Consider the following 20,211-nt stretch of genomic DNA (forward strand, 5'->3'; position numbering starts at 1 on the left):
TCTGACGTTTTTGCTTACACAAATTGAAACGGGTTTGTGTTTGATTCTGATACAAAGAACTGCACATCATATTTTTTATCTGTACATAGCGATTCTAACTTTGTCTTTACGCCCTCTTTCATGATCTTTTCTGCGTAATGACCCGGGTCCACTACATTCAGTCCGAGCATCATGGCATCGTGAGCGACATGGAAATAAAGGTCGCCAGTCACATACACATCTGCCCCCATTCTTTTCGCTTGATGGATATATTTATTTCCGTCTCCTCCAAGCACAGCTACTTTTTTCACGACCGCTTCCTGATCTCCTACAAAACGCGCTCCATTCACATCTAACTTCGTTTTCACAAATTGAGTGAAGTCTTTAAGTGTCATAGGTTCTTTTAATTCTCCAATACGGCCAAGGCCTTTTTGAATAGGAGGAAGATCTGTCGTATGAACACTGTAAGCCACTTCTTCATAAGGATGTGCTTTGATCATTTCACGAATCACTTGTTTTTCAATACTTGCTGGGAAAATGGTTTCGATTCGTACTTCTTTCACAAATTCCAATTTACCCGTCTCACCAATAAATGGCACAGCTTCTTCTGATGGCAGAAAACTGCCTGTCCCTTCATTTGAAAAAGCGCAATGACTGTAGTTGCCAATATGGCCAGCTCCCGCATTTCCTAAAGCCGTCCTGATGGCCTCTTCAAATTCCACTGGAACATACAAGGCTAGCTGCTTAATTGGATCTTCGTATGTTGGAACTAGCACTTTTGTTTCCCCGAGCTCTAAAGCCTCTGCAAGCAAGTCATTGACTCCTCCATCAGCCACATCCAGGTTTGTATGTGCTACATACACCGCAATATCATGTTTGATGCATTTCTCAATGATCCGTCCTGCCGGCTGATCTGTCGCCACATGTTTTAATGGACGGAAAATTGGCGGATGGTGGGCAATAATGAGATCCACCTTCCGCTCAATTGCCTCATCTACCACATTTTCTAATACATCTAAGGTGATCATGACATTGGTCACTTTTTTATTCAGCGTTCCAATCTGGAGCCCAATTTTATCACCTTCCACCGCATATGCCTTTGGTGAGAATTGCTCAAATAATTGGATGATTTCATGCCCGTTCACTGTTTTAGCCAACAGTCAAAACCTCCTTTAGCATTTTTATTTTCGCATTCAGCTCTTTCAGACGTTCTTTGTTCTCTTCCGTCGGCGCTGCTTGTTGAATCTGGCCTTCTATATGCTCCATGTGCTGAAGCTCATTCATCCATTTGCGCCGGAAGACATCATTTTGCTCTTTGGCAAGAAACGGACCAACGAGCATGCCTTTTTCAATCGACATGCCTTCATAGGCTTTATCTTTGTCGCCAGTTTCGGCAATGATGATTTCGTATATTTTGCCATCCTCTTCTAAAATCACTTCATCCATCAATTCATACCCCTCTTGATAGAGCCATAAACGAATATGATGGGCATGAATATTAGGCTGAAGAATAAGCCGCTCCTGCCCTGTAAGCTTGTGTTTACCTTCATTTAGAATGCTTGCAATAAGTGCTCCGCCCATCCCTGCAATCGTGACAGCATTTACCTCGCCTTTTTCAATCACTTCAAGGCCATTTCCTTTTCTGACTGAAATTTGCTCATCTAATTCAAGCCTATGTACTTGCTGCTTCGCAGATTGAAGTGGTCCATCAGTAATTTCACCAGCAATGGCTTTCAATGCTTTATGATGTAATATCGCATAACATGGCAAATAGGCATGATCTGAGCCAATATCAGCAAAGACCGCCTCTTTTGGTAAAAAGTCTGCGACTCTTTTTAATCGTTTTGACAAATTCATTTCATTCATCCATATCACTACTTTTCTTTAATGTTCATACTTGTCTATCTTATATAAATTATGGACTTTTTAAAAGTCGTTTTCAAATGAAAAAAGCTCTTCTGATGAAAAAGAGCTTTTTGCGCTTTATTATTTAATTTTGGATACCCATTCTGACATTTCATCGAGCTTTTCATTCGGGATTAGCCCGCCCGGCATCCCATTTCCGCCTTCTTGAATTTTCTTCTTGATGTCTGCTACTTCAAGCTTGTCGCCAACACCTTTTAATGCAGGACCAGCGCCACCTTCGTAGTTTTCCCCATGACAGCTAATACAGTTCTGCTTATACAATTCTTCCGGCGTTGCATTTGCGGTCTCTTCTTGCTTTTGCTCTTTGCCCCCAGAGGCAATTTTGTCTTCATCTTTCAGCCCCTTCATTGATAAGAAAAAAGTGAGTCCAATACCTAAAATGGCAATCAATAAGAATGGTATAAGTGGATTCCGTTTCATTACTTTCATCCTCCCCTTTGTGAAAAACCCCTTTGAGACTATGCAAACAATTCTAATTCTACTTTAATTTTACAAAAAGTAAACGAATTATGATACAAAACTTTGGTCAAGTTCACAGATTAGACAAAAATGATTCAAAATGAGAAAAGAAGCCTTCAGCACATTTAGATGTATTTTTTATACATCTTTTCTCTAAGAACGTTGCAAATTCATTTGTTATTCAGTAAAATATAATCAGATCAAAAAAGCGTTTTCATTTTGATGAAGAAAGAACGGATCTCTCTCAAGATCCGTCCGGTTTCTATTCTAAGAAGTCTTTTAATCGTTTACTTCTGCTTGGGTGTCTTAATTTACGAAGAGCTTTCGCTTCAATTTGGCGAATACGCTCTCTTGTTACGCCAAACACCTTTCCTACCTCTTCTAATGTGCGTGTTCTTCCGTCATCTAGTCCGAAACGCAGTCTCAGCACATTTTCTTCACGGTCCGTTAGCGTATCTAATACATCTTCAAGCTGCTCTTTTAAGAGCTCATAGGCAGCATGGTCTGATGGAGAAGTCGCCTCTTGGTCTTCGATAAAATCACCAAGATGCGAGTCATCTTCCTCACCAATAGGTGTTTCTAAAGATACTGGCTCTTGCGCAATTTTAAGAATTTCTCTTACTTTCTCTGGTGTTAAATCCATGTCTTCCGCAATTTCTTCTGGCGTTGGTTCTCTACCTAGATCTTGTAGAAGCTGTCTTTGAACACGGATTAATTTATTAATGGTTTCCACCATATGAACCGGGATCCGGATTGTTCTCGCCTGATCGGCAATCGCACGTGTGATCGCCTGTCTAATCCACCAAGTCGCATATGTTGAGAATTTGTATCCTTTGCGGTAATCAAACTTCTCAACCGCCTTCATGAGCCCCATGTTTCCTTCTTGAATCAAGTCAAGGAACAGCATACCACGACCAACATAACGTTTCGCAATACTGACAACGAGACGAAGGTTCGCTTCCGCTAATCTTCTTTTTGATTCCTCATCGCCTTCTTCAATCTTTTGAGCATACGTAATCTCTTCTTTCGCAGATAGCAAATTGACGCGCCCGATCTCTTTTAAGTACATACGAACAGGATCATTAATTTTGACACCTGGTGGTACGCTTAAATCATTCAGGTCAAATTCCTCTTCTGCCTTAGCCAGCTGCTGAACATTTGGGTCTTCAGTCTCTTCGTTTTCACTGATGAGTTCTACACCCTGTTCGCCTAAGTATTCATAGTATTCATCCATCTGGTCTGATTCAATTTCAAAGCTAGACATACGCTCTGCAATTTCTTCGTATGTTAAAACGCCCCGTTTTTTACCCGTTTCAGTGAGCTTATCTCTCACCTGTTCAAAGGTTAATTCAGTTTCAGTTTCGTGGGCTTGTTTATCAGCCATTATGGATCCCTCCTTCCAAAGCTTGCAACGAATTCTAAAGTAACTTGCGATTTGCTTCTGCTCTGCCTTTCTCTCTCTATCAAACAGAATGAGCAAATAGGAATAAAATAAATAATGATGAAGGCAAGATGCTTGCGGTCTTATGCTCCTCCCATTAAAGGATTCATTGCCAGCCGTAAGTCTTGTCATAAATAGTAGACGTATTACTTCAGCGAACGGTTCAACTGAATAATTTCTTTTGCAAGTGTTGCCGCTTTGAAGAAATCTTTTTGCCTCTCCGCCTCTGCACGTTCTAGTTCTTTTTCCTTTATCATTGACAAATTCCGATGATTCAACACTTTTTTTACATAATCACTTAATTCAGCTTCACTTAGTTCGTCTCCAACTTGAATCATGAAAATATCCGTCAGGAGCTGATTGATCACATCATCTTCTATACGGTTCATCAGATGCTGTGGGGTCGGCTCCTTGCCTTCTTCATACAATGCATAAATGTATGTTGCCAGCGCTCTGTGCGAATCTATATTAAATTCAAACCCTATCCTATCAAGCACTTTTCGGATCACGTCATCATTTTTCAACATATGTGCAAGGAGCATTCGCTCTGCGTTTTCATATGCCGGCCTTAGACGTTTTCGTCTTACCTGTGTTGACAGATGTGCACGCCGCTTTTCAAGCCCATTTTCTTCTTGCGAGCTCTTGGCCTCTTGTCTCTGCTGCTTTTCAAAAAGCTCCAATTGCTCCTTTAATGAGTCAAGTGAAATGGAGAACTCCCCAGCCAGCTGCTTCATGTAAATCTCTTGTTCCAAGGAACCGTTTAATCGGCTAATTTCTCGGAGAACCTGCTTCATGTAAGTCAGGCGGTCTCCTTCGTCAGACAAATTCTTTCCTCTTCGGAAAAAATTCATCTTAAATGTCATTAATGTCACACTTGCATCTATGATGTCATTCCTAAATTTCTCGCCGCCATATTTACGAATGTAATCATCTGGATCAAGTCCATCTGGTATCATGGCAACGCGAACTTTACATCCTCTTTTTCCAAGCAAATCTGATGCTTTCATGGTCGCTTCATACCCGGCCGTGTCAGAGTCATAACATAAAATGATCTCTTCAACGTTCCGCCTAAGAAGCTTTACGTGCTCTTCTGTTAAAGACGTACCCATTGTTGCAACACTTTCGCCAACACCACTTGTGACAGCCGAGATGACGTCAGCAAATCCTTCGAAAAGGACTGCACGTTCGCGTTTTCTAATATGCATACGCGCGTCATGAAAGTGATAAAGCAGCTTACTTTTATGAAAAAGTGGCGTTTCAGGACTATTCATATACTTTGGCTGCTGATCACCAAGTGATCTTCCAGAAAAAGCGACGACCGTCCCGTGATGATCATGAATTGGAAACATGACACGATCTCTAAAGCGGTCAAAAAAACCTGTGCCGTTTTCTCGTTGAATCAAAAGACCAGCCTTCTCCATCATCGCAGGATCAAACCCTCGTTTTTCTAAAAACTTGGTCACGAAATCCCACGAGTCGAGAGCATACCCGATCTCAAACTTGGCAATTGTTTCATCCGTAAAGCCCCTGGACCTTAAATAATCGAGTGCGTTTTGACCTTCCTTTGTATTTACCAGCAAATGGTGGTAAAATTTCTTAAGAAGCTCATGCGCCTCAATCATTTTATGATCTGCTGTATCCTCTTGCTGTGAGGAACTGATCTGCGCATTCGCTACATGATCCGGCAAATCAATATGGTACTTATCAGCAACATGTGAAACGGCTTCAATAAATGAGTAGCCTTCCATTTGTCTGAGGAACGAAAATACATTGCCTCCTGCACCACAGCCAAAACAATGGAAGATTTGCTTATCTGCTGAAACAGAGAATGAAGGAGTATTTTCACCATGGAATGGACAAAGACCGAAGTAATTCCGACCTTGTTTTCTAAGCTGTACGTATTCTCCAATCACTTCGACAATGTCTGCGTTTTTTTGGATTTGCTCCAAAAGTTCATCTGGTATACGTTTGCTCATCCTAATAACACTCCGTCGTACATTATTCGCCTTTTAATTCAAAAATCCTTCATGATTCGACAGGATTTTTTGTAGTTGGGCAATAAATCGCTTTTTATCCTCTTCTAAAAGCTTTTTGGGACCTTTTCCGTATACACCTTTTCTTCGCTGTTTACTGGAAACATGCCTGCGTTCCAAATCAAAATCAATTGTTTCGTTTGTGTACATTCGTCCTCTTTCAGACAGAACAATGACTTGTCTTGGAAGCAGTAAGGAGGCCAGACCAATATCCTGGGTAACAACAATATCGTGCTTGACAGCTAAGTTCGCAATGACTAAATCTGCTGCTTCCTTATGTGTATCAACAAACCGCCAATCTTCAAGTGGTGATCGTTTGGTTTGAAAATGCTCATATGAAGCAATGAAAGTCACAGGTACTTGAAATTGAGATGCGACAGAAAGGATTTCGTCTTTTACAGGACAAGCATCTGCATCGACATAAATCGTCCTTTCTTTTTTACGTTCATTCAGGTGACTAATTCTCCATCCCTCCACCTTATTCCTGCTTTAGAGAAGCAAAAAGACCATACTTTTCCCCCATAAAGCAATCAACAGTAAAACTCATTTTGTCGAAAAGTTATGTTCAGAATCACTTGACTTCTGCCAATATTAGTTTATTCGTTCTTGACTTAACTTAAACCTAAAATCAATCATTTTATCACAATTTTTTATTATAATACAAATGCAGCAAATATGCTATTGTTTTTGTTTACCCGTTTCCCACCATAGGAAAAACCCAGGAGGAGCATCCTGAGTTTATTCGGAACCTCTTTTAGTCAGCATTTGATGAATGACATTTGCTGTCTCCTCAACTGCTTTATTCGATACATCAACAACTTGACAGTTAATGCGGTCAACCACTTTTTCAAAATATTCTAGTTCCTCTTTAATCCGCTCAATATTCGCATAAATGGCACGGTCATTTAAACCGAGTGATTTTAAACGTTCTTTACGGATATGATTTAGTTTATCTGGACTAATTTTCAGGCCGATGCATTTTTTTGGATCAACTGAGAATAACTCCTCTGGCGGATCAACTTCAGGAACAATCGGAACGTTTGCTACCTTCAAGCGTTTATGTGCTAAGTATTGAGAAAGTGGTGTCTTAGACGTACGCGATACACCAATCAGCACAATATCAGCCTTTAGAATACCTCTTGGGTCCCGGCCATCATCATATTTCACAGCGAACTCAATGGCTTCTACCTTTTTAAAATAGTCCTCATCTAATTGACGTACACGACCTGGCTCATGTTTCGCTTCATTTCCATATGCCGTCTCCATTTTATCAATAAGTGGACCGATAATGTCATAGTACACGACGCCATTCGCTTCTGCTTCTTCTATTAAGAATTGGCGCATTTCTGGCACAACAAGAGTAAAGCAAACGATCCCATTATCTGCTTTCGCCAATGAAATCACTTCTTTAATCGTACCGACATCCTCTACATATGGGATTCTTCTAATATTCGAATGGTCGGATGAGCCGCCATCAAATTGGCTAAGTGCCGCTTTGACCACGAGCTCTGCCGTTTCTCCTACTGAATCTGATACAACAAAAATTACGCGATTACTCATAACATCCCCTCGCAGTCTTCTGTAATTAGATAATTTCGTTCTCTGATAAGCTAACAAGTATTTTCGTCATGTTTGTTTTCGTAATTCTGCCGACCACTTCAAAGCCTTTATCCGTATCTTTTATAACAGGAAGTGCATCTATTTGCTTTTCAATCAAGTGCTTGGCCACATCCATAATAAAATCTTCTTTGCGGCAAACGGTAATGTTCGGCATTCTTGTCATAATAATATGGACAGGTATAGATGGAAGCTCTTGTTTCCCAATACTTGCTCGAAGGAGGTCTTTTCTTGATAACACGCCTGTTAAAATAGAGTGATCGTCCACAACGAATAATGTGCCCACATCCTCTAAAAACATCGTACAAATCGCATCATAAACCGAAACATTCTCGTGTATCACGACCGGAATGGACTGAAAATCTTTCACTTGAAGTTTTTTCAGCTTATCTGCCAGAAGCTGCGTGCCTGTTTTGCCTGTAAAAAAGTAGCCGACCCTTGGTCTTGCTTCTAAAAAGCCAGACATCGTTAAAATGGCTAAATCCGGTCTGAGGGTAGCCCTTGTTAAGTTCAGCCGATCGGCGATATGCTCTCCAGTGATCGGACCATTCTCTTTGACAATCTGTAAAATCTGCTCTTGCCGTTTATTTAACTCGATTGTACTCACCACCTTTAAATAGAGAGAGCGAATCCTTACTTTATGTATATCAATTTCATAACTCATCATATTATAGCGCATCTTTGTCCGAATGAAACAAAAATCCACTCAAAAACCGTGAATTAAATGAGTAAAAAACGATTGCCCTTCGAAAAAGGCAACCGTTCTTAGGTATTTATTTTACAATTAAATTGTTCATATTCGCAAATGATTGAATGACTTTTGCAAGTTTGACCATTTGTGCCAAACGATTTTGTTTCAGTTTTTCATCATCGGCATGAACCATGGTATGGTCGAAATAATGAACAATTGGTGCTTTTAATGTATCTAGCGCTTCAAGTGCTGATTGGTACTGACCTTTTGCCATATACTCGTTGACGGCTTTTTCCGCTTGCTGATACGCTTCAAATAGCTTTTGTTCGTGTTCATTTTCAAACAGTTCAGGCTGAATCTGTGCGTCTTCCCCTTTTTTACTGATTGAAATGACGCGGCCTAGTGCCTCAGCCGTTTCTTTGAAACTCTCCTGTTTCACGCTCTCTTCAAGAACAGCCGCTTTTTTCACAACCGCATATGGTTCAATATTTTCAACATCAAGGACTGCTTCCACCACGTCATGACGGATATGTTCTGCTTGGAGAACATATTTCAAACGGTGTGTTAAAAATTCAATGAGAGCCACTTCATGTTTAGTCTCTACTTGAGCTAGTGCTAAAAGCTCTTTAAATGAAAGATTCCATTGGCGGTCTAGCAGGATTTGAACGATACCGCTCGCTTGTCTTCTTAATCCATAAGGATCTTGAGAGCCCGTTGGAATGACATCAATTGAGAAGAATGAACAAATAGAATCTAGCTTATCCGCCACTGCAACAATCGCCCCAATAAGTGTTGACGGCGCATCGTCACCAGCAAAACGCGGCATATAGTGCTCGTTGATACTCTTTGCCACTTCTTCATGCTCGCCAAGTGCTCTAGCATATTTTTCACCCATGATTCCTTGCAGTTCTGGGAATTCATAGACCATCTGAGTCACAAGGTCAAATTTAGAAATACTGGCTGCTCTTGCAGCGCGTTTAGACGTTTCTTCATCTGCACCCACATGACTAGCAAGGCGAACGGCAATGTCTGTTACTCTTTTCAGCTTGTCGCCAATCGTGCCAAGTTTCTCATGGAATACGACTTTATCAAGCTTTTGAATGTTGTCTTCAATGACGAGTTTTTCGTCTTCTTTATAGAAAAATGCCGCATCTGATAAACGTGCACGAAGGACCTTTTCGTTCCCTCTTGCCACATTTTCAAGTGCCTCACTGTTTCCATTTCTGACCGTAATAAAGTGCGGCAGTAATTCCCCTTGTTCATTTTTCACAGGGAAATAACGCTGATGCTCTTTCATTGTCGTGACAAGCACTTCTTCCGGCAGCGCAAGAAATTCTTCTTCAAAAGAACCAAATAGAACGGTTGGATATTCAACGAGATCGTTCACTTCTTCTAGAAGCTCAGGATCAACTGGAATGACCCAGCCTTTTTCGGAAGAAAGGGCATGTAATTGCTCAGTAATTAATTGTTTTCTTTTGTCTGAATCTACAATGACAAATTGATCTCTTAATGTTTGCTCATAAGAAGCTGGTGTGTCAATGCTGGCTGTTGTCCCTAGGAAACGATGTCCTCTAGTCTCCCGTCCGCTTTTCACTCCTGCAATTTCGACAGGAATGATCTCTTGACCAAATAAACAAACAATCCATTTAATTGGACGGATATAGCGTAAATCCTCGCTTCCCCATCTCATGTTCTTTGGAAAACTCAATGAAGCGGCAATGTCCCCCAATGCTGGAAGAAGGTCTTTGACTTGTTTTCCTTCTTGAAACTTTTGGACATGGACATAATCCACACCTTTGATGTCTTTGAAATACAGATCATCTGTTGAAGCGCCTTGTCCGCGGGCAAAACCTTCGGCCGCTTTCGTCCAATTACCGTCCGCGTCTTGCGCAATCTTTTTAGCCGGCCCTTTTGCTTCTTCTTTGATGTCCTCTTGTTTTTCTGCAACACCTTTGACGAGTACAGCTAGACGTCTTGGTGAATTAAATAAAGCAACGTCTTCGAATGAAATATTTTGTGCTGTGAACCAAGCTTTTACTTTGTCACCTAGCTGCTTTGTGCTTTCTGGCATGAAACGAGCCGGCATCTCTTCTAAGCCGATTTCAAGTAATACATCTTGTTTATTCATGAGAAGCCGCCTCCTCTTTTAGCATAGGGAATCCTAGTTTTTCTCGTTCTTCGTAATATGTTTTGGCTACTTTTCTCGCTAACTGACGTACTCTTCCGATATAACCTGTTCGCTCAGTCACAGAAATCGCGCCTTTGGCATCAAGCAGGTTAAAGGTGTGAGAACATTTGAGTACATAATCATATGCCGGGTGAACAAGCCCTTTGTCCATTTGGCTATGTGCTTCTTTTTCATATGTTGTAAATAAATCGAACAGCATATCCGTATTAGATGTTTCAAACGTATACACAGAATGCTCGTATTCAGCCATTAAGAATAAATCTCTTACAGTAAAGCCATCTGTCCATTCAAGGTCAAACACATTTTCTTTGTCCTGAATGTACGAAGCAAGACGCTCAATTCCGTATGTGATTTCAACAGAAACTGGCTTACATTCTAAACCGCCGACTTGCTGGAAATACGTAAATTGCGTAATTTCCATTCCATCTAGCCAAACTTCCCAGCCAAGTCCTGCGCAGCCAAGAGATGGGTTTTCCCAGTTATCTTCAACAAAACGGATATCATGTTTCAGCGGGTCAATGCCAAGCGCCTTCAATGATTCTAGATACAGTTCTTGAATATTGTCAGGTGATGGCTTAATGATCACTTGAAATTGATGATGTTGATACAATCTGTTTGGGTTTTCTCCATATCTGCCGTCAGCCGGGCGTCTTGAAGGTTCTACATAAGCTACCTTCCATGGCTCTGGCCCAATGCTTCTGAGGAACGTGTATGGACTCATCGTTCCAGCACCTTTTTCTGTGTCATATGCCTGCATTAATACGCAGCCTTCATTTGACCAATGCTTTTGCAGTGTCAAAATCATGTCTTGAATATTCAATGATCGCACCTCCATCTTTTTTACACCATCCGCTATGTATGGCGGTGGGGCCTAGAACCTTTTTGCAAAACACAAAAACTCCCGTCTCTATGCTCACAAGGTTCCTTGCAAACATAGGGACGAGAGTTTTTCCCGCGGTTCCACCCTATTTGCTGGTGTCGTAGCACCCAGCCGCTTTGTTTTACGTTGCTCAAGAATGCCTTTCGTTACGTGTCCATCCTTAGCTCACACCGTCCTAAGGTCGCTTTTATGGCTGATACGTAAGTACTTCTTTCTGTCAATGCAACATATTTGATCTTAGATGATCTTACAAAAAGTCACGAGAGATGTCAACTTTTGTTTTCACCGTCCATTAGCTTTTTCATGGATTCCATTTGATTCATGAATTTTTTTGATTTTAAATAAAGACCTGAATACTCTTCATAATAATGATCGAGCACTTGACGAATTTCTTGTTTCGTTTGTGGTTTCACGTCAACCTGACCAAGCCTTGATAAATCAAAATAATGAAACAAACGGAGCAGTCTTGCTGCTGCTGGGGATAAGGGCAGTTTATATGGATCTTTAGAAAAGCATTGCCTACAGATGAATCCGTTATCTCTAATTGAGAAATGGAACTGCCCTTCTTTTTGACCGCAGTGTACACATTGGTCCAGTTCAGGCTTCAACCCCATCACTGACAGCATTTTGACCTCTACGATAAATAAAATAATATCAGCATCTGTGCCTTCATTGAGATGGCGTAAAGATTGAAGAAGAAGTTCAAACAAGTAAGGGTTTGGCTTCTTTTCTTCTGTTCCTTTATCAAGTAATTCTGTCATATATGCGGCATATGCGGTCAGAAATAAATCTTCCCGAATGGTTCGCATGCTTTCCATCATTTCACCTTGCTGGAGCGTTCCAAGTCCTGTTGATGATTGGATCAGGAAGGTTCCGTATAAAAACGGCTGGCTTATGGCTGACAGGCGGCTGTTCGATTTCTTAGCGCCTCTTGCCATCACACCAATTTTCCCATGTTCTCTAGTGAGCAGCGTGACAATTTTGTTTGTTTCGCCATAATCTGTTGTTCTAAGGACGATTCCTTCACTTTTAATGAGCATTTGTCTACACTCCGAGCATTGGAGGGGGTCAAGAATTATAAGATTGGAAAATCAAGTCGTGCTATTTCTTCTTCAAGTACATCGGGTCTTTCCAGGTTCTCCTTTTCTAACTCTTTGAAAAGCAGATACGTGTCAACGCTTCCTGTTTGTGAAAATACGTTCCATGTAAAATTCAACATAAAAACCCCACCTTTCTTTATTAGAAGCAGCAACGCTACATCCAACATATTAATTTTATCTTGACCAGGCTACCTCCATTTCATGATAAACAATTTTTACTAATCGAACCGCACCATTGTCAGATCTACTAACAACTGTATCGGTTTTTAATATTCGTCTTCTCTAAATCCGAAATCACGAAGATGTGTGGATTTATTACGCCAGTCCTTCTGCACTTTTACCCAAAGCTCTAAATACACCTTTGAGCCTAAAAGTGATTCAATGTCTCTGCGCGCTTTTTGTCCCACTTCTTTTAATAAGCTGCCGCGCTTACCAATCACAATCCCTTTTTGTGAATCACGTTCTACGACGATGGTCGCTGCAACATGAATCTTGCCGTTTTCATCTGGCTTGATCGATTCAATCGCAACCGCAATACTGTGAGGGATCTCTTCTCTCGTTAAATGCAGCACTTTTTCACGAATTAATTCAGAAATAATAAATCGCTCTGGGTGATCTGTTACTTGATCTGCCGGATAAAATTGAGGGCCTTCTGGAAGATAACCTTCAATTTGCTGAAGAAGCGTATCAATGTTGTTGCCTTCAAGTGCTGAAATTGGCACAATTTCCTTAAATGGGTAACGTGTACGGTATTCATCAATTAAAAGGAACAGTTCATCCGGATGAATTTGGTCAATTTTATTGACGACAAGGAACACCGGTGTCGATGTTTGCTTTAGTCGTTCAATGATGAATTCATCACCTTTTCCATAGCCTTCCTGTGCGTTGATCATAAACAAGATCAGGTCGACTTCCTTGAGTGTATTTTGAGCCACCCTCATCATAAAATCGCCAAGTTTGTGCTTCGGTTTATGAATTCCTGGTGTATCGATAAAAATCGTTTGTGACGTGTTCGTTGTCAGAACACCTTGCACTTTGTTTCGAGTCGTTTGAGGCTTATCACTCATAATCGCAATCTTTTGTCCAATTACACGATTAAGAAAGGTCGATTTCCCTACATTTGGTCTTCCAATAATTGATACAAATCCTGATTTGAAGCTTTCGTTAGTCATTTAAATCCTCCGGTGAAAATGCGCCTGGCAATAGTTCGTTTACTGTCGTTTCGTATATATGACCTTTTAAGTTCGTTAGAATCACTGGCATATCAGGTGCACATAGCTCTGAAATGACCTGTCTGCATGCGCCGCATGGTGAAACAGGCCGATCTGTATCAGCCACTACTGCAAGCATTTGAAAAGATGTGATGCCCTCTGAGTACGCTTTAAAAAGTGCTGTTCTTTCCGCACAATTACACATACCATATGCTGCATTTTCAATATTGCAGCCGCCATACACTTTTCCGTCATGCGATAATAATGCTGCACCGACTTTGAATTTAGAATAGGGTACATATGCAAAATCTCTTGCTTTGACTGCTTCTGAAATCAACTCTTGTTTGTTCATTCTAGTTCCCACTTTCAGAAGAAATGGTACCACTGTCACATTTATATTTTACATAATTCACGTGACATTTTCACGCCCATTTCTAAAAATGTTAATAAATAGTAATATTGTTCTATTGCATGATCTTCGGTAAGAAGATCATCAACCCAATCATAACCGAAATGGCGGCGTAAACGCAAACAGCGCCTGCTGCCGCGTCCTTCGCTCTCTCAGCAAGAGGATGCTTCTCTTCTGTGAAAAGATCTACTGTATGTTCAATCGCTGTATTCACAAGTTCTAACGCAAACATCCCGCCGCATAAAAGCAGAATGATCATCCATTCAACCGGATGAATGTGAAACCAAAAGCCGCAAATCACCACGATGATGGCTGCGACTGTGTGAAACCGAAAATTCCGTTCATTCAAGAAAGTTCGCCATATTCCTCTAAATGCATAATAAAAACTCCGAAAAAAACGGACAAGCGGCGTTCGCTTCTTACGATGATCTCGAAAGGCCATAATCATCCAAGATTTTTGTCTGTTTGGCGAACATTTCTTTTTCATCTTCTTCTGTATTATGATCATAACCAAGCAAATGAAGAAAACCATGAATCGTTAAAAACCCTAGCTCTCTCATGAAGGAATGTCCATATTCCTCTGCTTGCTCTTTCGTACGATCAACACTAATGATAATGTCACCAAGTACAGGCGGAATGTCATCAGCTCCAATGATTTCAATTTCCCCTTCGCCTTCTTCCTCAAGGGCAAATGAAATCACATCTGTTGGTGCATCTTTTCCTCGGTATTCTTTATTAATTTGATGAATTTCTTCATTTGAAACGATCGATACTGATACTTCTGCTTGATCTTTTACTTCAAGAGCATCCGCAGCAAATTGAAGAAGCTTTTCCACTTCTTCAAGCTGCTCTTTCGATACTTGTCCTGTTTCATCTATTAAATCGATTAACAATGTCATTTACTTCACCTTCTGCTTCGGGGCATCTGGATATTCAATCCGAGAATGGAAAATCCCCTTTAATGTTGTACAAATTGTTTGGCTAATAATATTTAATTCTTTAAATGTCAGATCACATTCACTAAATTGTCCATCCTGCATCTTATCTGAAATGATGCCCTTCACAAGCTTTTCAATCCGCTCAGGGTTTGGATTATGCATCGAACGAACCGCCGCCTCCACGCTGTCAGCTACAGAAATAATGGCCGCTTCTTTCGATTGCGGTTTTGGACCAGGATAACGAAATTCTTCTTCTGTCACCTGATCATCCCGTTCTTTTGCCTTATAGTAAAAGAACTTCAGCAAGGACTTTCCGTGATGCTGTTCTGCAATGTCCACAAGTTCCTCTGGAAACTTCTTTTCTCTCAGCATTTCAGCACCATCTGTCGTATGGGCAATAATAATATTCTTGCTCAGCTGAGGAGAAAGCTTGTCGTGCGGATTATCAATGTTCATTTGGTTTTCAATAAAGTATTGTGGTCTTTTCGTTTTTCCAATGTCATGATAATAAGCTCCAACCCTTGCTAACAATCCATTTGCACCGACTGCTTCACATGCAGCATCCGCTAAATTCGCCACCATGACACTATGATGATATGTACCTGGCGTCTCTGTTAAGATCTTTTTCAGCAGCGGATGATTCGGGTTCGATAATTCAATAAGCTTCATGGTCGAAAGAATACCAAACATGCTCTCAAAGACTGGCATTAACCCAATAACCAAAATAGCCGATGCAAACCCTGACACAATCGCCATGATGAGGTTCACACCTATTTCAAGCCCTGATGGAGAAGAATTTTGAATCAGCGTAATTGACAGCACAACAAGTACATTCACCAAAGCTACCCAAAGCCCCGCCTGCAAAATTTTTGATCTCGCATTATGTTTTCTCAAAAATAAAATCCCTGCCATCCCGCTTATTAGATAATAAGCACAGATGACATAGTTAAAGACGCCTGTTACTCCTTGATTAAACATCATACTGCCGCAAAGGGCAAATACAAGGCCGGAGAAGATCGCCAGCCGCTCATTGATCAGCAGCTTAATCAGCATCGTGCCAAGTGCCACAGGCACGACGTAGCCGATAGTTGTATATTTGGTTTCCTGGAAGAGACTGAATACTTCCATGATGATTAAAATAATGGTGAAAATAAGCGAGTACAGCAGTAACGATTTATTCTTATGGACGAGCGACTTTTTCCTCGATTCAAGTGAGTGGACAATCGCCGCTAAGAAAAGACCGATTAAGATGATAAGACCGCTTACAGGCTTAAACAAATTGGAACTGTTTAAAAGACCGGTCAGTTCTAATTTACGATACACTTCACGGTCAATGAGCTCTCCTTCTTCCACTAAAATTTGCCCTTGCTTGATTTGAACCGGCTGGATATTATCAGCTGCTTCTTGTCTTTTCTTCTCTGTTGCCACCGGGTCAAATACATAGTTTGGAATAATCGCAAATTCACCAATTTCTTTCGCTGCATTTAAATATTTTGACGGAATCGAATTGTTTTCAAGCTCTGCTTTCACTTGTTTCTTTTCATCTTGCAGCTTAGAAGCTGTGATTTCTTTACCCATGAGCGAATTGACCACTGTGATGATGGAGTCCTTTGTAAAAGAAAGGTTTTCGTCACTTGCTTGGAGCAGTGCTTTAATCGATTGATCCGAAACAGCTTCCTGCATATCGGTTGTGAGTTTCTCTTTTACACGCTTCACCATCTCTTGATCTGTTGGCGGGTTCTCTTTGTCATCAGCTGCTGCTTTCTTCTCTTCTTTAATGGCTTCAAAGAGGGATGAAATGAGGTCAACACGATTATCAGAATACGCTTTTTTGAGTGTATATTGGTCTTCCACTTGATCCGTTGCTTCTTGTTTCTTTTCTTCTGTTGCTTCTTGGTCATCAACGGTAGACGGAGAATAGATGGTCTGTTCGCTCACTGAAAACAAATCTAGGTCGAGCGATTCAGGCTTTACATGGAAGAAGAGCACCACAAACAGGATGGCCGCTAAACCAGCGTATAGCAGTACGTTTAAATAGCGTGAGCGCTCCATTTTCTGAGGTTCTTTTTTAGACAGCAGCCTTTTGCGCTTACTGCCTTTCTGATTCTTTCTCAAGGAAAGTACCTCCTTTTTTACTTTAAACCACGATCGAAACAAAATGACCCGATTAAGGCGATCGGGTCACTCAGTTCATTTTTGCTTTTCGTATGCTCCAATGATCTTCGCCACAAGCGGGTGTCTGACCACATCTGTCTGATCTAATTCAATGAATGAGATACCCTTGATCTCAGCAAGCATGTCCTTTGCAGCTGCAAGGCCTGACTGCATACCTTTAGGCAAATCAATTTGTGTAATATCTCCTGTAATGACCATTTTAGAACCAAAGCCTAGTCTCGTCAAAAACATTTTCATTTGAGCTGGCGTTGTATTCTGCGCTTCATCTAAAATCACAAATGCATCATCAAGCGTCCGCCCTCTCATATAGGCAAGAGGGGCAATTTCAATCACTCCGCGCTCAATTAAACGTTCCGTATGATCACTACCAAGCACATCGTGCAGAGCATCATATAGCGGTCTTAAATAAGGATCGACTTTTTCTTTTAAATCTCCTGGCAAAAAGCCAAGACTTTCTCCTGCTTCAACAGCTGGCCTTGTCAGGATAATCCGTTTGACATGTCCATTTTTCAGGGCATGTACGGCGTTGACCACTGCTAAATACGTTTTACCTGTACCAGCAGGTCCAATCCCAAAGACCAGATCATCTTTTTTCATTGCCGCAGCATATTCACGCTGGCCGATCGTTTTGACTCTGATCGACTTGCCTTTGGCATTTTTCGTAATTTCATCTTCATACATATTTTCAAAATAATTGAGCTTGTCTTTTTGCGCCATTTTAATGGCATAGACGACATCCCGCTCAGAAATCTCAATTCCTTTACGAATGAGATGTAAGAGAGATGTAATCAAACGGCTCACAGTATCTCTTGATGCTTCCTGACCAGAAACATACACTTTCTCTCCACGTGTGATAATGGAGACATTCAGCTCGTTTTCCATCAGTTTCAGATAAGCATCTTGATTGCCAAATAAAGCAATGGCTTCGTTTGGGCTATCCAATTTTTGTTGAATCTCAAGTAAATGTTCTGTCATTCTCTAGTCTCCCTGAACAATAGGTGTTGGTTGAACAATATCTTCTATTACTTGGTAAAGGATGATTAACTTAACTTTACCATTCCCTGTTGTCTCGTGCAAAACTTTTTCACTTTTCACCTCACCTGTTTGACCTAGCTTTTCTTCTATTTCTTTTTTACCCATTTTAATCCCTGCTTGAACCGCTTCTTTATTTGTGTATTCTCGATTTATTTTTTCACTTTCTCGTGTGATTTCCTTTTCATAGGAGAACGGCAATTGCATATTCAAAAAATGAAGCGGATGAACTTCTGTTTCTATTTTCGGCTGCTGAAAATCATCTTTTTTAAAGGAAAATCCCCAAAATGGGATGGAGCCTCCAAACAAGGAGAGCTTGTGCTTTGTCTTCATTTTACCCGTAAAGACATCAAAAGATGTTCGAAGAGGGACAGAAACTTCAGATCGGTACCATGTTTCACCATAGATTTTCGCTTTAGCTCCGACCGTTTTTTTCTGATCTTCACTCCCAATTAAACCTGAGACGAGCATCTGCCCTTTTTTCACATGCTCATCGACCTGGGCAAGCGGTTCTCCCTTTTCTACATACATTCTCGTGATAACCGCCTTTTTCTTGGCAACGATGTGCTGAGGACTTGTATATTTCTCCTTTTCAGGTTCATTTTTTTCGACCACTTTCATTTGAAACGTCGTTCCGTTCAGTTCAACTCCGACCCATGTAATGCTCTGAATATTGGTCGTCAATGACTTTTGTATTTTTTCAGGTGTCCCCATGAGAAACTGAAAACGCCCTTTTTGTACCCCTATTTCGTCCAGATGCTTTCTCATTTGGTGTTCTGTTTCTGGATTCGCACCTTTAATCTCAATTTTCCACACCATATTTGAAAGAGCCAATATCGTCACTAGGAAAAAAGCCATCCCGAGGGTGAAGCCAATATTTCTTCTCGACCATAGAAGAAGAAACGGGAACCCTTTCTTTTGATGAAACGAACATTTCACCTCATGATGTCTGCGCACTTTTCTAAAGGCATGTACATCTGAGAGGCGAATAAATAAGCGCACGCTGTCTTGACGGCGGCTCACTTGAAAAATTGTGATCCCCTGTCTCGTGCACTCATTGATTAGCCGCTCAATACCGCTTCCTCTTATCTCCACTTCCACTCTGCCAATAAAATAGGAAAACCATTTGTTCTTCACGTTTCTCCCCTCCGTCAGTTAAGAATCAATATAACGGACCTCATCGATTTTCCCCTCTAATAAGATCTCTTCTGGCAAAATCGTTTTAATCACAAAGTCTTTTCCTGAAATAATGCACTGTCCTTGCTTGAGCATCAGCCTTACCTCTTGATCACTGAAAAGTAAAAGCCCTTTATGGTTCTCTATGTAAATATGGAGTCTGCCAACCATCGTAATACGGGGAAGATCCATCATCACGTCCGGAGGGATTTCAAGTGTTCTTGTCAGCCATGCTTTAAGTTGATTTTTTCTTTTTCCCATTCAATAAGAACCCCTTCCCACCTCATGTGTATGAGATCAAACTGAAAGATGGTGAGACTGATGAGAAAGCCTCTATATCATCCTATTCCTCAGCGGTTCATATCATGCTAATGAATCCCGTAAAACAACCGTTTCATCATTTTGACTAAGAAAAATCTCCATTACGCAACAAAAAAACCCCCTTAAGGATGAGGGGGCTTACTTCTTTATCTTTTATATGGCCGTTTCATCGTTCGATGTGGCTTTTTCGCACGAGGCTCTCCAAATACTTCACCAAGGATCATCCCTTGAACGACCGTATCTTGGTTGAGTTTCTCAATCATTTTCGGCTTCATTCCAGCAGATGCTGCCTTTGGCCTTGTAAGTTCTCTTTCAAGCGATTGAAACTCTTTATTCAGCTCGCTTTTTCTTTCTTCCATTTCGGCAAGTGTAGCTGTATAACGATCCTGTAAGGACTGTGAACCTTGTTTCTTCATCCCGCCATGATCATGTACATCGCCAAAATCGTCCAACTGGTCTGTTTTGACCGGGGCTGGTCGTGTTTGTTCTGCCTTCTTTTGAGGAGCCGGCTTTTGCTGCCGGTTATTTTGTTCCTTCTCCTCTTGTTTGCCGATTTTCCCAAAGACCGCAGAGATAATACCGATGATAATCGCTATTAGTAACGGATTTTCAAATAGAATGTCCAATGGGCTCCC

At 41.0% G+C, this 20,211-nt stretch carries 21 protein-coding genes; all 21 read right to left on the reverse strand.

The window, feature by feature from the left end:
• Positions 1 to 14: 14 nt before the first annotated feature.
• A complete protein-coding gene (locus NST09_RS11735; protein ID WP_048001530.1) occupies positions 15 to 1,136 on the reverse strand; it encodes a Nif3-like dinuclear metal center hexameric protein in 1,122 nt (373 codons plus the stop codon).
• Positions 1,129 to 1,845 (reverse strand): tRNA (adenine(22)-N(1))-methyltransferase TrmK, encoded by a 717-nt coding sequence (locus NST09_RS11740; RefSeq protein WP_046344003.1) that lies wholly within the window; start codon positions 1,843 to 1,845, stop codon positions 1,129 to 1,131. Before NST09_RS11740 ends, NST09_RS11735 begins: the two co-directional genes overlap by 8 nt.
• A gap of 120 nt (positions 1,846 to 1,965) precedes the next feature.
• On the reverse strand, positions 1,966 to 2,325 hold the full coding sequence (cccA, locus tag NST09_RS11745) for a cytochrome c550 (protein ID WP_008342390.1): 360 nt from the start codon (positions 2,323 to 2,325) through the stop codon (positions 1,966 to 1,968).
• A gap of 301 nt (positions 2,326 to 2,626) precedes the next feature.
• Complete coding sequence (gene rpoD, locus NST09_RS11750) at positions 2,627 to 3,748, reverse strand: RNA polymerase sigma factor RpoD (RefSeq protein WP_008342392.1); 1,122 nt, start codon at positions 3,746 to 3,748, stop codon at positions 2,627 to 2,629.
• 203 nt (positions 3,749 to 3,951) lie between these two features.
• On the reverse strand, positions 3,952 to 5,781 hold the full coding sequence (dnaG, locus tag NST09_RS11755) for a DNA primase (RefSeq protein WP_008342393.1): 1,830 nt from the start codon (positions 5,779 to 5,781) through the stop codon (positions 3,952 to 3,954).
• Between the two features lie 33 nt (positions 5,782 to 5,814).
• The gene (locus tag NST09_RS11760) at positions 5,815 to 6,315 is read right to left on the reverse strand and encodes a YaiI/YqxD family protein (protein WP_008342395.1); all 501 of its coding nucleotides are present in this window, start codon (positions 6,313 to 6,315) and stop codon (positions 5,815 to 5,817) included.
• Positions 6,316 to 6,576: 261 nt separating this feature from the next.
• Positions 6,577 to 7,398 (reverse strand): pyruvate, water dikinase regulatory protein, encoded by an 822-nt coding sequence (locus NST09_RS11765; RefSeq protein WP_008342399.1) that lies wholly within the window; start codon positions 7,396 to 7,398, stop codon positions 6,577 to 6,579.
• Positions 7,399 to 7,423: 25 nt separating this feature from the next.
• Complete coding sequence (locus NST09_RS11770; RefSeq protein WP_024423017.1) at positions 7,424 to 8,062, reverse strand: helix-turn-helix transcriptional regulator; 639 nt, start codon at positions 8,060 to 8,062, stop codon at positions 7,424 to 7,426.
• 166 nt (positions 8,063 to 8,228) lie between these two features.
• Complete coding sequence (gene glyS / locus NST09_RS11775; RefSeq protein WP_342493024.1) at positions 8,229 to 10,274, reverse strand: glycine--tRNA ligase subunit beta; 2,046 nt, start codon at positions 10,272 to 10,274, stop codon at positions 8,229 to 8,231.
• The gene (gene glyQ, locus NST09_RS11780) at positions 10,267 to 11,154 is read right to left on the reverse strand and encodes a glycine--tRNA ligase subunit alpha (protein ID WP_003217487.1); all 888 of its coding nucleotides are present in this window, start codon (positions 11,152 to 11,154) and stop codon (positions 10,267 to 10,269) included. The genes glyS and glyQ overlap by 8 nt, the downstream gene beginning before the upstream one ends.
• 329 nt (positions 11,155 to 11,483) lie before the next feature.
• Positions 11,484 to 12,254, reverse strand: a complete 771-nt coding sequence (recO, locus tag NST09_RS11785) for a DNA repair protein RecO (RefSeq protein ID WP_007501304.1) — start codon at positions 12,252 to 12,254, stop codon at positions 11,484 to 11,486.
• Positions 12,255 to 12,289: 35 nt separating this feature from the next.
• Positions 12,290 to 12,433 (reverse strand): YqzL family protein, encoded by a 144-nt coding sequence (locus NST09_RS11790; RefSeq protein WP_008342408.1) that lies wholly within the window; start codon positions 12,431 to 12,433, stop codon positions 12,290 to 12,292.
• Between the two features lie 147 nt (positions 12,434 to 12,580).
• Positions 12,581 to 13,486: a GTPase Era gene (era, locus tag NST09_RS11795; protein ID WP_224563787.1), complete on the reverse strand. Its 906-nt coding sequence runs from the start codon at positions 13,484 to 13,486 to the stop codon at positions 12,581 to 12,583.
• The gene (locus tag NST09_RS11800) at positions 13,479 to 13,877 is read right to left on the reverse strand and encodes a cytidine deaminase (RefSeq protein ID WP_008342410.1); all 399 of its coding nucleotides are present in this window, start codon (positions 13,875 to 13,877) and stop codon (positions 13,479 to 13,481) included. The genes era and NST09_RS11800 overlap by 8 nt, the downstream gene beginning before the upstream one ends.
• A 112-nt stretch (positions 13,878 to 13,989) precedes the next feature.
• A complete protein-coding gene (locus NST09_RS11805; RefSeq protein ID WP_024718818.1) occupies positions 13,990 to 14,376 on the reverse strand; it encodes a diacylglycerol kinase family protein in 387 nt (128 codons plus the stop codon).
• On the reverse strand, positions 14,354 to 14,833 hold the full coding sequence (gene ybeY, locus NST09_RS11810; RefSeq protein WP_255233983.1) for an rRNA maturation RNase YbeY: 480 nt from the start codon (positions 14,831 to 14,833) through the stop codon (positions 14,354 to 14,356). Before ybeY ends, NST09_RS11805 begins: the two co-directional genes overlap by 23 nt.
• Positions 14,834 to 16,924 (reverse strand): HD family phosphohydrolase, encoded by a 2,091-nt coding sequence (locus tag NST09_RS11815; protein WP_173408463.1) that lies wholly within the window; start codon positions 16,922 to 16,924, stop codon positions 14,834 to 14,836. It abuts the gene before it with no gap.
• Positions 16,925 to 17,062: 138 nt separating this feature from the next.
• On the reverse strand, positions 17,063 to 18,022 hold the full coding sequence (locus NST09_RS11820) for a PhoH family protein (RefSeq protein WP_008342419.1): 960 nt from the start codon (positions 18,020 to 18,022) through the stop codon (positions 17,063 to 17,065).
• Between the two features lie 3 nt (positions 18,023 to 18,025).
• The gene (gene yqfD / locus NST09_RS11825) at positions 18,026 to 19,216 is read right to left on the reverse strand and encodes a sporulation protein YqfD (protein ID WP_342493025.1); all 1,191 of its coding nucleotides are present in this window, start codon (positions 19,214 to 19,216) and stop codon (positions 18,026 to 18,028) included.
• A gap of 18 nt (positions 19,217 to 19,234) precedes the next feature.
• On the reverse strand, positions 19,235 to 19,516 hold the full coding sequence (gene yqfC, locus NST09_RS11830) for a sporulation protein YqfC (RefSeq protein WP_003217398.1): 282 nt from the start codon (positions 19,514 to 19,516) through the stop codon (positions 19,235 to 19,237).
• 206 nt (positions 19,517 to 19,722) lie between these two features.
• Positions 19,723 to 20,202 (reverse strand): hypothetical protein, encoded by a 480-nt coding sequence (locus NST09_RS11835; RefSeq protein WP_046527147.1) that lies wholly within the window; start codon positions 20,200 to 20,202, stop codon positions 19,723 to 19,725.
• Between the last annotated feature and the right edge of the window lie 9 nt (positions 20,203 to 20,211).

This window comes from Bacillus sp. FSL W7-1346 (assembly GCF_038593335.1).
GTDB classification, from domain to species: domain Bacteria; phylum Bacillota; class Bacilli; order Bacillales; family Bacillaceae; genus Bacillus; species Bacillus altitudinis.